Source organism: Natronobacterium texcoconense, assembly GCF_900104065.1.
Lineage (GTDB): Archaea > Halobacteriota > Halobacteria > Halobacteriales > Natrialbaceae > Natronobacterium > Natronobacterium texcoconense.
The window spans coordinates 349,123-361,814 of the sequence record NZ_FNLC01000003.1 but is presented as its reverse complement, the minus strand read 5'-3'; the positions used below and the strand labels follow the sequence as shown (position 1 = coordinate 361,814).

The window sequence follows — 12,692 nt, the reverse complement described above, 5'->3', positions numbered from 1 at the left end:
ACACAGAGTAGGGTGAACGGTCGAGAAAACGAGAACCAGAATAGGAGAATCCAGTAGAGCAGGAATCGCGACCGACGACAATCAGGCGTCGAGGACTTGCCGTAACACGTCCGGCGCGTCCTCGAGTGCGTCGTCCAGATCCTCGACGTTGGGGCCACCACCTTGTGCGAAGTCCGGTGGGCCGCCACCGCCGCCGCCGACCCTGGCGGCGAGTTCGCCGACGACCTCGCCGGCGTTGACGCCGACGTCGTCGGGAACGGCAACGACGAACTGGGCGCTATCGGTGCCACTACCGAGGACAGCGATCTGTCCTTCGTCGGCGATCGCAGTTGCCGTTGGACGGAGTTCGTCCATGTCGGCGTCGATGCGGTCGACGACAGCGGTCGTGTCACCGAGATCGATTTCCTCGGCGTCACCGCCGCCACCCGCACGGGCCGCCGCGAGCTGTTCTTTCAGGTCCTCGATCTGCTTCCCCCGGTCTTTCCACTCCTCGAAGAACCGTTCGGCGGTATCGGGTACTTCGTCGGGCGTGACGTCGAGAACCTCGGCGGCCCCGTAGAGGGCGTCTTCCTTGCGCTGGGTCGCCTCGAGTGCGGCCTCGCCAGCGGCGAACGTAATTCGTTCGACACCGTCCTGGACGCGCTCGGTCGAGAGGACCTTGATCGATCCGACGTCGCCGGTGCGGGCGACGTGGGTGCCACCGCAGGCCTGGACGTCCTCGTCGACGTGAATGAGCCGGATCTGTTCGCCCGGCGGGATGCCACCCTGGTAGAGGTCGAAGCCGTGTTCGGCCTCGGCGTCGTGGCGGTCGGGCCACTCCTGGCTGACCGCAGTGTTTTCCATCACGATCTCGTTTGCGCGACGTTCGATCGCCTTGACGTCCTCACGAGAGATCCGGTCGTAGTGACGCAGGTCGATCCGCGAGGAGTCGACGCCCTTCTGGGCACCGGCCTGGCGGACGTGATCGCCGAGCACCTGGCGGGCCGAGTGGATGACGATGTGTGTCGCCGTGTGATGGCGCATGAGCTGTCGGCGGCGATCGGCGTCGATCCGGCCGTTGACGAACTCGCCCTTGCCGGGGTTCTCGTCGGTCCGATGGAGGATGACGCCGTCCTCGATCTGGACGTCCTCGACCTCGACGGTCGTGTCGTCGGTCGAGAGCGTTCCCGTGTCGGCAGGCTGGCCGCCGCCTTCGGGGTAGAACATCGTCTGGTCGAGCACGACGTCGTAGCCGTCCTCACGCTCGAAGACGTCCAGTACGACCGCCTCGAAGTGGGTTCGCTGCTGATCGTCGTAGTAGAGCTTCTCGGTCTCGGGGAGGTCGGCGAACCGCTCGTCTTCCTCCTCGGTCGCCTCCTCGACCGCCTCGACGGTGTCGTGACGGTCCGCGACGAGACTGTAGAAGTCGTCAGGGACCGCGACGTCGGCGCCGGCTTCGGCGGCGATCTCTTCGACCATATCGGGCTGGATGCCGTGGGAGTCGTAGAGTTCGATCAGTTCGTCGGTCGGGATCGACTCGCCTTTCTCGGCGTACTCCTCGGCCAGCGTCTCGACGCGACGACCGCCACGCTCTAACGTCTCGCGATATTTCTCGACCTCGGTACGGACGATGTCGCGGATCGTATCGCGGTTCTCGTAGCCCAGGCGATCGGCCTGCATGTCGACGAGTTCGTCCAGCGGGGCGTCGACGCCGACGTTGTCACAGAGCCGTTTCGTGCGGCGAAGGACCATTCGTGCGAGGTAACCCGTGCCGACGTTCGAGGGAACGATGCCGTCGCCGAGCATGTACGCGAGGGTGCGACAGTGGTCGGCGATGGCGTAGACGTCCTCGAGCGGTTCGACCAGCTCCCGAAGTTCGTCGACCGAGACGTCGAGCTGGTCGGCGATGTCGCCGCGAGCCGCTTCGACGTCGTCGACGTCGTCGATGTCCAGGTTTCCGGAGAGACGAGCGGCGCGGCCGACGAGTTCGGCCTCCTCGTCGGTGTGATCGATCCCTGCGTTGTCCTTCAGGAAGTCGATCATGTCGGGGTAGATCGCCTCGTAGACCGTCGGCGTCCCCTGGCTCATCCAGGTCCAGCGCTCGAGGCCGTAGCCTGTGTCGACGATGTACGTGTCCATGAAGGAGTAGCGGTTCCCGTCCTTGAGCTCGTACTCGCCGTCGGGATCCTGCTCCATGCACATGAAGACGAGCGTCGCGAGCTCGAGGCCCCTGTAGATGACCTCGATCGCGGGGCCGGCGTTGCCGCCGCCGACCCAGGGGTCTTCGATGTAGGTGACGTCCGTGATGTCCGCGCCCATCTCGTCGAGCAGGGTGTCACAGAGTTCGACGGTCCGGTTCTTCCAGTAGACCTCGCCTTCGTAGGCGTACTCGGCGTCGGTGTCCTCGCGGCTGTTGAACGCGTGATGGGCCATCATCTCGAAGGCCATCGTGTGCCGCCCCGTCTTGCCGACGTTGTCGATGTCCTGCATCCGGATGCAGGGCTGGCTCACCGTGAGGGGGTTTGCCGGCGGCGGCGTCTCCCCCGAGGTGACGAGCGGCTGGAAGTCGTAGATCGACGCCTGGGTCAGCAAGACGTCGTCGCGCCAGCGGTTGGCGGCGACGGGATAGGGGTCGATCCGTTCGTGGTCGTGCTCCTCGAAGAACGAGAGGAACGCCTCTCGCATCTCCTCGAGACTGTACTCCTCGTCGAAGCCGGGGTCGCCGATGAAGTCGTACTCCTCACACGGCGGCTCACCGCAGGTCTCCCGGTCCGTATCGCGCGTCCAGAAGTGGTTCCCACATCCGGGACACTCCGTTCGCACGAATCCTTCCTCCTCGAAGTACTCGAGGCGGTACTCGTCCGCCAGGTCACTCATTATAGTTGTGTTGGCCAGCCAGCGCCTAAAACAGTTCCGCAACGTTCACCGCTGGAGAATCACCGGATAGCGTAGGGATCGGTCGATCGCGTTCGACGTCCGGAGACGAACGGCAGAAATCCGCTCGAGAACCGCCAGACGGCGAGGTAGCGACCTCGTTTCGACGACATCGACTAGTTATTTTCTGCTACTGGTAGAAATTAGCGTCAGACGTGGCCGAAGAATCTTTACCCCGGTCTTCCGGACAGTGTATGTAGGCGACCAATTCGCTCGAACACATCGATGGCATACTCGTCAACGCGTCCCCGGCCCCAAACGATTCTCTATGCGGCCCAGACCGAAGCGATGGCCCGCGACGGAGCGGCCGCACTGGAGCACGCACTGGCGGATACTGCCCCCGGAACGGAGTCGAAGTCGACGATCCACGCTGTCAGTTCGCTCGCGGACCTCGGCGAACTCGCGCCACAGGCCGACTGCGTCGTCTTCGCAGAAGTGGGTTCCGACGACGACACCGACGCCGCGACGACCACGGACCTGCTCGAGGTGGTCAACCGCTGTGGAACGACGCCCTTTGTCCTCTATACGGACGAGTCCTACGCGTCGGCGACTGCCCGCTCGGCCGACGAAATCGACGGCTACGTCCGCCGGAACACGGACGACGCGCTCGTCCACCTCGCCGACGAAGTCGCGAAAGTCTATCACGCGGCCGTCATCGAGGACTCCACGGAGACTAGCAAGTCGAAGTCACTCGAGGAACTCGAGGGCGGATCGCGATCGGACCGCGACCGCCGGTCACGACGGATCGACGACGGGAGTTCGCGGTCGGCAGGCGAGACGTCCTCGCGGACGACGACCCTGCTACAGGCCGCCGCTCGAATCGCCGACTGTCGCGACCGCGAGATTCTCTTCGAGCAACTGATCGACGAAGTCGTCGACGTGCTCGGCTTCGACTACTGTTGGCTCGCGACCGTCAACTTCGGCGACCTCGTGCCCCGGGCGTCCTCGCCGGCAGTCCCCGAGCAAGCGCTCGGCGACACGCCGGTTCGGAGCCCGTTCGGGGAAGCGTTCCGATCCGGCAAGCCGACGCACATCGACCTCGCGGGCCACGACGTGCTCGGTGGTGCCGGCGATACCGACCGCTTGCTGTACAGCATCCCGGTCGGCGACGTCGGCGTACTGCAGGTCGTCGTCGACACCGGCAGCGAAAACTCCTCCGCCGAGTCCGACCTCGAGATGCTCGAGTCGCTGTGTGGCTACACCGCGACGATCCTCGAGCGAAACTGGACGGAACTCGGCCTGATCAACGACCGCGACCGGATCAGACGACAGCGCGATCGGCTCGCGGACAAACAGAACCTGTTCGCCGACGCCTGCAGACAGCTCGAGAACGAACGCGACCGACTCCAGACCCTGTTCGAACGGTTCCCGGACCCTGCGGTCCGATACGAGGTCACGGACGGAACGCCGGTCGTTCGAACCGTCAACGACGCCTTCAACGAGACGTTCGGCGACGACGAGACGGTCGTCGGCGAGGCGCTCGCAGAGTACACCGTCCCCGACGGTCTCGAGGAGCGGACGGCCGCGCTCGACGAGGCGCTCCGCGCCGGAAAACAGCAACTGCTCATCCACCGCCGCGACACCGTCGACGGGACGCGCGACTTCGTGTTGACCGTCGTCCCGCTCCAGACGGTCGACGACGGGGACGAGGGCGGCGAACGAACCAAAGCCGGACTGCTCGTCTACGACGACGTCACCGACCGCAAACGTCGCGAACTCGAGCACGCAGCCGCCACGAAGCGCCTCGAGAGTATCGCCGAACTCGCCGACGACGATATCGAACCACAGTTGACCGTCGCGCGAAGCTATCTCGAACTCGCCCAGAAAAGCGGCAAAGAGGAGTATTTCGAGACGATCGAGGAGTCCCACGAGGAACTCGAGATCGCACTCGACGAACTGCTCGAGACCGTCGGCACTGAGGGCGAGGAGGTCGAACCGGTCGCGGTCAGCGACGTCGCACGCCACGCCTGGACGACCGTCGAGGCCGACGGCGCACGACTGGTCACCGAGAGCGACCTCATCCTCGAGGCCAACAGGGATCGGCTACGCGAGTTGTTCGAGAACGTCCTCGAGACCGCGATCGATACCGGCACCGAAAGCGAGAACGGCACCGATCCGGTCACCGTCACCGTCGGCGCGACGGACGACGGCTTCTACGTCGTCGGCGACAGACCGACGGCGACCGGCTCCGACGGACGGCAGGGCGCGCCGACGCCCGGTCGACTGAACGGAACCGATGGGAGTGCGATGCAACTGGATCACGTCGAGGAGATCGCCGCCGACCACGGCTGGGACGTCGGCGTCGCGGAGGACGACGACGGGACGGCGTTCGCGTTCCGCGGCGTCGAAGCGCTGGATCTGACCTGACAGCTCAGGCTACGTACCTGGCCGGTACCGAGAGCCCGAACTCCGCGGCCGACTCCGCAACGATCCCCTTGCTCGTGTAGATGTCCGGTTTGTAGTACAGTTCGTGCGTGATGCCGTACTCCTCTCGAAGGTACGCTCTGACGCGGTCGACGTCGTGTTTCGCGAAGTAGTTCGGCGTGTAGACCGTCAGGAGATAGTCGTCGTACATCTCGAGGTGTTCGTATCCGTACGTCGTCATCGCCTTCGTCGCCCAGATGATGCCGTCTTCCGCGTCGGCGACGAACTCGGGCCACAGCTCCGCGATCCGTTCGCCCGAGCCGGTCACCTGCCACTTGCCGATCGTCTTCTCGCGCTCGAGCGCCTCGCGATCGATCGCGGCGACGGCGTCGCTCTCGGCGGGCGGCAGGTCGTCAGTGGTTACCTCCGACGGACGCGACACGTCGTGTTCGGAGAAGTAGTCGTCCCCGCCGATGGCCGGGGAGTCACTGACGTCGCGGCTGCGGATCCAGTACGTCTCTTCGTCGACGATCTCGAGTGGCGATCGCATAGCTCGAGTTCGTCTGGCTGGCACTACAAGGCTCGCCGAACGGAGCGAAAGTAAAAGTGAAGCGAACAGTTACGCAGACGATTCGTTTTCCAGCGCCAGCGACGCCAGCATCGCCTCGAGTTGCAGGCGCTCGTTCGCACCCTCCGTAATGCGGAAGTCGACTTCGCCGAGTCGCTCGAGCAGCCGCACGGTCGCCTGCTCGGGAATGTCGAACTGCCAGGCGGACCGATGAAGCTGGTCGATGACGTCGCCACCGGCGAGTCCGCGGTCCATGAGCAGGTCCTCGAGTGCGGCGCGGGCGGCGGTAAAGTCGCCGTCGATGGCGTGTTCGACCATCTCCTCGACCTCCTCGGGGCGAGCGGTGGAAGTGATCGCGAAGACGGTCTCCTCGTCGACGGTCTCGCCCATGACGGCCGCGGCCTGCAGACCGTTGATCGCCTTTCGCATGTCGCCGTCGGCCGCGTAGATCAGTGCGTCCACGCCGTCGTCGGTGACCTCGATGCCCTCGTTAGCCGCGATTTCGCGGACCTGGGCCTCGACTGCGTCCTCCGTGAGTTCGGTAAAACGGAAGACCGCACAGCGAGACTGGATCGGGTCGATGATCTGACTCGAGTAGTTACACGAGAGGATGAAGCGGGTGTTGTTCGAGAACTGCTCCATCGTCCGACGCAGTGCGGACTGGGCGTCGCTCGTGAGTGCGTCGGCCTCGTCCAGAAAGATGATGCGGTGGTCGTAGCCGCCGAAGGAGGAACGTGCGAAGTCCTTGATCCGGTCGCGGACGACGTCGATCCCGCGCTGGTCGGAGGCGTTCAACTCGAGGAAGTTCTCCTGCCAGTCGTCGCCGTAGACTTCGCGGGCGATAGCCTGTGCAGCCGTGGTTTTACCGGTTCCCGCCGGCCCTGCGAACATGAGGTGCGGCAGGTCGTCCTGCTCGACGTACCGTTTCAGCCGCGGCACGATGTTCTCGTGGCCCTTGATCTCGTCGAGCCGTTCCGGCCGGTACTTCTCGATCCAGACTTCGGTCTTGCCGGGTGTCGGCTCCGCCGCCTCTGCGTCGGCCTCGCTCATACCGGCCCAACGCGTGGGGCGGAAATAAATCGACCGAAGGTCGTCGTCGAAACGCCCTGCTCGGTCCCGCTCGAGTATACCACCTCTCGACGATTCCCACTTTCGAAGGACGTACTACGCTATTTACTCGTCACAGGAACTGATCTACGCTTGCCGTTCACGTATTCACCTCACCCGATCGGCACCAGAAGACCGTCTATGGGCCGTCCCGGCCCGCTTTTCCGAGTGTATCGAACCTGTACCAGTTCAGGCGGCGAGGAGCGAGTCGGCACCGAGCGACGCGCTCAAGTCCACGCCGTCGTAACTGCGGATATGCACGTCACCGTCGACGTCAAAGGCGAGGGGACCCACGAGATCGATCTCGAGGAACTCGAGGAGCGGACCTACGCTGGCCTGCTCCGGGAGGTCGATCTGAGTCCTCACGAGGTGAGCGTTCTCGTCGACGGTCGACCCGTTCCGGAGGATCAGCCCGTCGAGAGCGACGAGGTGACGGTGTTGCGGCTGATCAAGGGCGGATAGCGGGCGAGCAGTCAGGCGTTGACGTGTTTGACCTCGTAGCCGGTGTCCCGGATCGAGCGGATGATCGCCCGCGCTTGCCCTGCACCGCTCGTTTCGATTTCGAAGACCAGGTGAGCCTCGCCGACGTCGAGTTCGGGCGCCGACCGGTCGTGGCGGACCGTCTGGATGTTGGCGTTGTGTTTCGCGATCAGGCCCGAGATCTCCTCCATCTTCCCCGCCTGATCGTCGATCCGGACGCGCAGCCGTAGCAGTTGTTCGCGATCGGAAAGTGCGTGGACGAGCACCGTCTGGAGCATCGTCATATCGAGGTTGCCACCACACAGAAGCGGCATCACGGTCTCGCCGGAGACGTCGAGTTCCTCGCTGATGATGGCCGCGACCGACGCTGCCCCCGCACCCTCGACGACCTGTTTCGCTCGCTCGAGCAAGAGGAGGATCGCCCGCGCAATCTCGCCGTCGGTCACCGTCACGATTTCGTCGACGTGGTCCTCGATCAGCGAGAGCGTGAGATCGGAGATGCCGCCGGTAGCGATCCCGTCGGCGATCGTGTCGACCGACTCGAGCGAGACCGGGATCCCTTTCTGGAGGCTGTCCGGAACCGTCGCGGCACCCGAGGCCTGAACACCGACGACGCGGGTGTCCGGCGAGAGTTCGGCGAACGCGGTCGCGATTCCCGAGATGAGCCCGCCGCCGCCGATCGGGACGACGATGGTGTCGACCTCGGGGAGGTCCTCGTACATCTCGACGCCCAGCGTTCCCTGGCCGGCGACGATCGCGGGGTCGTCGTAGGCGTGGACGAACTCGACGTCGTCGTCTCCCGAACTGAGTTCCTGAGCGTGGGCCATCGCCTCCCGGAAGTCGGTGCCGACGAGTTCGACCTCGGCTCCGTACTCCCGCGTCGCGTCGACCTTGGCCTGGGGTGCGGTCCGGGGCATCACGATGGTCGACTCGACGTCGAGTTTCGTCGCCGCGAGCGCGACGCCCTGTGCGTGGTTGCCGGCGCTTGCGGCGACGACGCGTCCGACGTCGCCTTCCGCGACGGACTTGGCGATCTTGTTGTACGCGCCACGCGTCTTGAACGAGCCCGTCCACTGGAGGTGTTCCATCTTGAGGTGGACCTCGCCGCCGGTTATCTCGTCCAGCGACGTACTCCGTTCGACGGGCGTGCGTTTGACGACCGAGTCGTCGTCGAACCGATCGCGGGCCGCCTCGATGTCGGCGAACGTAACGGCGTCGTGGGTGCCAGTCATTCCTTGACGCAATATTTGCGCAGGGGCAAATAATGGTTCGTTCCTCGCGAGATACTGACGTCGATAGGACGGCTGACAGACACAGGTAGTCGTCCACACAGGTGAGCCAGAAAGCCGGAGAGTTTTGCCCCCCGAACACGGAGTCCACTCAGTAATGGCGGGAACACACGTCTACCGACGTCTCGACCGGATCACGAGCCGACCGAGATCACTCTCCCTGCCGATCGCTCGGTTCACGGGTCGCCAGTAACGATGTCACCGTTCGTTCGCACCGCTCGGCCGGACGACGCCCTCGAGGTCAGGCGCATCCTCGACGCCGCGATGCTCGAACCGGGCGACGTCGAAACCCGGATCGACGCCAGCGACGTCCTCGTCGCGGGTGACCGACGCGGTGGTCGATCGAATTCAGGATCGGACGAAACGGCCGAACGGATCCTCGGTACCGCCGTCCTCGAGCCACAGGACGTCGACGGGGGAGCCCACGTCTCGGCCATCGGCGTCCGTCGCCGCCATCGAGGAAACGGGATCGGGCGACTCCTGATCGAGCGCGCACTCGAGCGCGAGGGACGGCTTACCGCACGCTTCGACGACGGCGTTCGACCGTTCTACGAGTCGCTCGGGTTTACCGTCGAACCGGTCGACGAGCAGCGTCATCGAGGCGTGATCGTCGACGAGTAACAGCAAACGACAACCGCTATACTATCCGAACATGTTCCTGGCGATTCCAGTGAGTGGGAACCGGCTGACCGACTGAAGTGCTCGAGTAGCACAGGTCGTGACAACAGTCCCCGATCGAACTCATGAACGAATACACGCCACTCATCGCGGCGGCAAACGCTGCGACGCTACTGCTCGGCGGCGCGGTCGCGTTGCTCGCCTACCGAGCGTTCCGTCGAACCGGTTCTCGAGCACTGCGAGCAGTCACCATCGGGTTCAGCTTCATTCTCGCCGGATCGGTCGTCGGCGGCCTCGCTCACCTGCTCGGCGGGAACGTCGCGCTCGGCGTCGCCATCCAGAGTTCGTTTACCGCCGGCGGCTTCGCAGTCTTGCTGTACTCGCTGTACACCGAGACGACGACCACGACGACCCTCCGGGTCAGGGGATCGGGATGACCGCGACCCGCGTCGTCGCCCAGGGTACCTTCGACCGATAGTAACAACTGCAACTATTTACACACTGATCGCACAGTTGTCGTGCGATCAGGTGTGCATTGACTTGCAGTAGCTACTATACTCCATCCCGGTCACGTCCACTATCTCGAGGAGGCCGCAGCCATGGGCGAGGAACTGCACGTGATCGTCGCCCGATCGGAGAGTATCACGCACAAACCGGCTCCCGTCCTCCCCGCCGAACAGCGCCGTGAGGTCGTGGACGCCCTCGAGATAGTCGATCGCGCACATCTGGGCCATCCCGAGGACTTCTCGGTACCGATTCGCGAAATCGATCCGGACGTGCTCGTCCTCGGCCACGACCAGCACCACGACGAACGCGAGGTCGAAGCTATGCTCACGGACTGGGGAGTCGACTGTCGCGTCGAACGCGCGAGCGGCCTCGAGGCCGACGGGGAACGGCGCTACTCGAGCAGCGCGATCAAAGAACGAGTTCGCGAGCGAGCACGGCAGGCGTCTCCGGTGCAGTACTGAACTACGACTCGAGTTTCGATCGGAATCGGTCGAGTCCGAGGTCGAGCATGTCGGGGCTCACGGACTGGAACTCACCGTCGTCCGGCAGGTAGCCGCGAACGGAATCCCAGCTATCGCGAGCGTAGCGTTCGTCGAGCAGTACCCGGACGCCCATGTCTTCCGGACTCCGGATGACACGGCCGATCGCCTGCCGTGCCTTCCGGACTGCGGGAATCGTCAGCGCGTACTCGAAGCCGTCGCCAAAGGCGTCGTCGTAGGCTCGCCTGACGGCCTTCGTCCGCGGACTCGAGGTGTTGACGATCGGAACGCCACAGACCACGGCGGCCGAAAGGCGGTCGCCGCTGTAGTCGACGCCCTCCGTCAGCGTTCCCCGGAGACTCGTCACGAGTACCTTCCCCTCGCCCGCGAAGAACTCGGATTTCAGCGACTGGGTGGTCTCGTCGTCGCTCGAGGCATCCAGCAGAACGGGTTTGTCGACCCGTTCCTCGAGTTCGCCGGCGATCCACTCGGCCTCGGCGTAACTCGGCATGCCGACGAGAACGTTTCCGGGGAGGCCGGCAACCTGCGAGACGGCATCGGCGTAGTGCGTTCTGGTCTGATTCTCCTCTCCCGGACGCCCGCGGTTATCGTACGTGTACTTTGGCGCGGCGACCGCGAAGCTCTCGCGGTTCTCCTCGGGGAAGTGCAGTCCGTACCGACGTTCGACGACCGGTCTGTCTGCCTCGCGCTCGAGGTACTCGAGGCCCGTCACCTCGGTAAACGCCGCCATCGGCTCGAGCGTCGCACTCATCAACACGCCGCCGCCGAAAGTCCCGAGTCGCTCACCGATGGCGTCACTGGGGACGCAGTTGTGCAGTGCGAGGCGAGCGTTGTAGGCCCGTCGCCAGGAGTCGGCGGGTTCGGTGTCGTCCCAGGTGCGCTCGAGTTCGATCTCCCGGAAGTAGTCGGTGTGGTCGCAGCGATACCACTCGCCGAGCACGCGGCCGACCGCTGGCGCGGCACGGGTTCGTTCTTCGTCTTCGGCCTCGTTCAGAATGCGAGCGACGACGGCACCGACGGACTCGGCGCGGACCCACTCGACGTCGCCGTAGCCGGCCTCGCGAGCCCACTCTGTGATCTCGTCTTCGGCAGGTTCGGCAGGATCACGGAGAGGGATCTCCTCGTCTTCGAGATCCGTCAGGTTCGACTCCCACCCCCTGTGGTTCCGGTCGAGGTGGGCAGTTACTCTGCGGTCGAGTTCCACGCGGAGATCCTGGACGAACTCGAGGGTACGGTTCAGTTCCTCGTAGGAGACGTCGCTGTCGTTCAGTTCGGCGCGTACGAGGTCGGCGTCGGCGGTCTTCGACCCACCCTGGGCGTTCCGGCCCTCGCGTTCGAACTTGACCGGCTGGATGACTCGCGAGAGTTCGGTCTCGGCGTCCCGAAGCGTCCGGTCGGCGACACCGTCGCTGACCAGGTCGCGAACGCGAGGCTCGAGCATGTGCGCCTCGTCGCAGACGACGAACGTCGAGTCGTCGAGCAAGGCACCCGTAAAGGAGCCGGTCGTCCGGGGATCGAACGCGTGGTAGTAGTTGCCGACGACGACCTCGACCTGCCCCAGCACCGCGCCCATCACCGAGTGCGGGCAGGTACCGTTCCGGGCTGCACGGGCCACGAGATCCTCGGGCGTGACCATTCCGGCCTCGGTGAAGTCGTAGGGGACGGCCTCGGCCGGGTCGCCGTCTTCGCCGTCGGGCAGATCCTCGAGATACTGTGCGTAGAACGGACAGTACTCGGTTTCGGCACTCACCGGTCCGCCGTCGCTGTATGCCGGCATGTCGGGCGGGTACGGCGTTGGTTCGCCGGCCGTCTCGAGAAAGTTGCTGCTGGTCGAACTCCCGCTGTCGGCGAGTCCGATCTGCTGGCTGCGGGCGCGTGCGGCCAGGGTCCCCGCGGTCGTCTCGCCACCCTCTCCCACGAGGTCTCGGGTCCGATCCCGCAGCGTCTCACAGCGGTCGTAGACGTTGCCGTCGTCGATCCCCGCCGCGCCCTCGCGGTTGTACGGACAGACGTCGGCCTTGCCGACCAGCGTGAGCCCCGAGACGGGCTGCCAGTCGTCGGGCAGGTTCTCGTTTATCGTCTCCAGATCTTCTTCGAACTGGCGCAGCTGTTGCTTGACGCTCGTGAGGACGAACACGCGCTCGTAGTCGCTGTCGGGGTCGCGCACGAGGTCGATCCCAGCCGTGAGCGCGAGCATCGTCTTCCCGGTGCCACAGGCTCCCTCGACGACGGTGTAGCCGCCCTCGCGGGCGGTTTGGATGGCCGTCTCGATCCCGTCGACCTGTTCGTCGTAGGGCTCGTCGTGGCCGAAGATCGGGCGCCAGTCCGTCATGCTGTCAGTACTCC

General features: G+C 64.9%; 10 protein-coding genes. 5 read left to right on the top strand and 5 right to left on the bottom strand.

Annotated elements, in window-relative coordinates; all coding sequences use genetic code 11:
• Positions 1–81 precede the first annotated feature (81 nt).
• On the bottom strand, positions 82–2,856 hold the full coding sequence (gene alaS / locus BLR35_RS15360; RefSeq protein ID WP_090383794.1) for an alanine--tRNA ligase: 2,775 nt from the start codon (positions 2,854–2,856) through the stop codon (positions 82–84).
• Positions 2,857–3,138: 282 nt separating this feature from the next.
• On the opposite strand from alaS, the gene BLR35_RS15355 reads away from it, so the two are divergent.
• Positions 3,139–5,280, top strand: a complete 2,142-nt coding sequence (locus BLR35_RS15355) for a GAF domain-containing protein (protein WP_090383793.1) — start codon at positions 3,139–3,141, stop codon at positions 5,278–5,280.
• Between the two features lie 4 nt (positions 5,281–5,284).
• On the opposite strand, the gene BLR35_RS15350 is transcribed toward BLR35_RS15355, so the two are convergent.
• Both BLR35_RS15350 and BLR35_RS15345 read right to left on the bottom strand, forming a co-directional pair.
• On the bottom strand, positions 5,285–5,827 hold the full coding sequence (locus BLR35_RS15350) for a putative phosphothreonine lyase domain-containing protein (protein ID WP_090383790.1): 543 nt from the start codon (positions 5,825–5,827) through the stop codon (positions 5,285–5,287).
• A gap of 69 nt (positions 5,828–5,896) precedes the next feature.
• Positions 5,897–6,895: a replication factor C small subunit gene (locus tag BLR35_RS15345; protein ID WP_090383788.1), complete on the bottom strand. Its 999-nt coding sequence runs from the start codon at positions 6,893–6,895 to the stop codon at positions 5,897–5,899.
• A 312-nt stretch (positions 6,896–7,207) separates the two neighbouring features.
• On the opposite strand from BLR35_RS15345, the gene samp2 reads away from it, so the two are divergent.
• The gene (gene samp2, locus BLR35_RS15340) at positions 7,208–7,414 is read left to right on the top strand and encodes a ubiquitin-like small modifier protein SAMP2 (RefSeq protein WP_090384172.1); all 207 of its coding nucleotides are present in this window, start codon (positions 7,208–7,210) and stop codon (positions 7,412–7,414) included.
• 11 nt (positions 7,415–7,425) lie between these two features.
• Here the strand turns inward: samp2 and ilvA are convergent, their stop codons facing one another.
• Positions 7,426–8,664, bottom strand: coding sequence for a threonine ammonia-lyase (gene ilvA / locus BLR35_RS15335; protein ID WP_090383785.1), 1,239 nt, complete (start codon positions 8,662–8,664; stop codon positions 7,426–7,428).
• 252 nt (positions 8,665–8,916) lie between these two features.
• On the opposite strand from ilvA, the gene BLR35_RS15330 reads away from it, so the two are divergent.
• The 3 genes from BLR35_RS15330 to BLR35_RS15320 all read left to right on the top strand — a co-directional run bounded on the left by BLR35_RS15330 (position 8,917) and on the right by BLR35_RS15320 (position 10,307).
• The gene (locus BLR35_RS15330) at positions 8,917–9,342 is read left to right on the top strand and encodes a GNAT family N-acetyltransferase (protein WP_090383783.1); all 426 of its coding nucleotides are present in this window, start codon (positions 8,917–8,919) and stop codon (positions 9,340–9,342) included.
• 122 nt (positions 9,343–9,464) lie between these two features.
• Positions 9,465–9,776 carry a DUF7521 family protein gene (locus tag BLR35_RS15325; protein ID WP_090383780.1) on the top strand — a complete coding sequence of 104 codons (312 nt, stop codon included), beginning with the start codon at positions 9,465–9,467 and terminating at the stop codon, positions 9,774–9,776.
• 117 nt (positions 9,777–9,893) lie between these two features.
• Positions 9,894–10,307 (top strand): FAD synthase family protein, encoded by a 414-nt coding sequence (locus tag BLR35_RS15320; RefSeq protein WP_244510263.1) that lies wholly within the window; start codon positions 9,894–9,896, stop codon positions 10,305–10,307.
• Between the two features lies 1 nt (position 10,308).
• On the opposite strand, the gene BLR35_RS15315 is transcribed toward BLR35_RS15320, so the two are convergent.
• On the bottom strand, positions 10,309–12,678 hold the full coding sequence (locus BLR35_RS15315; protein ID WP_090383773.1) for an ATP-dependent DNA helicase: 2,370 nt from the start codon (positions 12,676–12,678) through the stop codon (positions 10,309–10,311).
• Positions 12,679–12,692 lie beyond the last annotated feature (14 nt).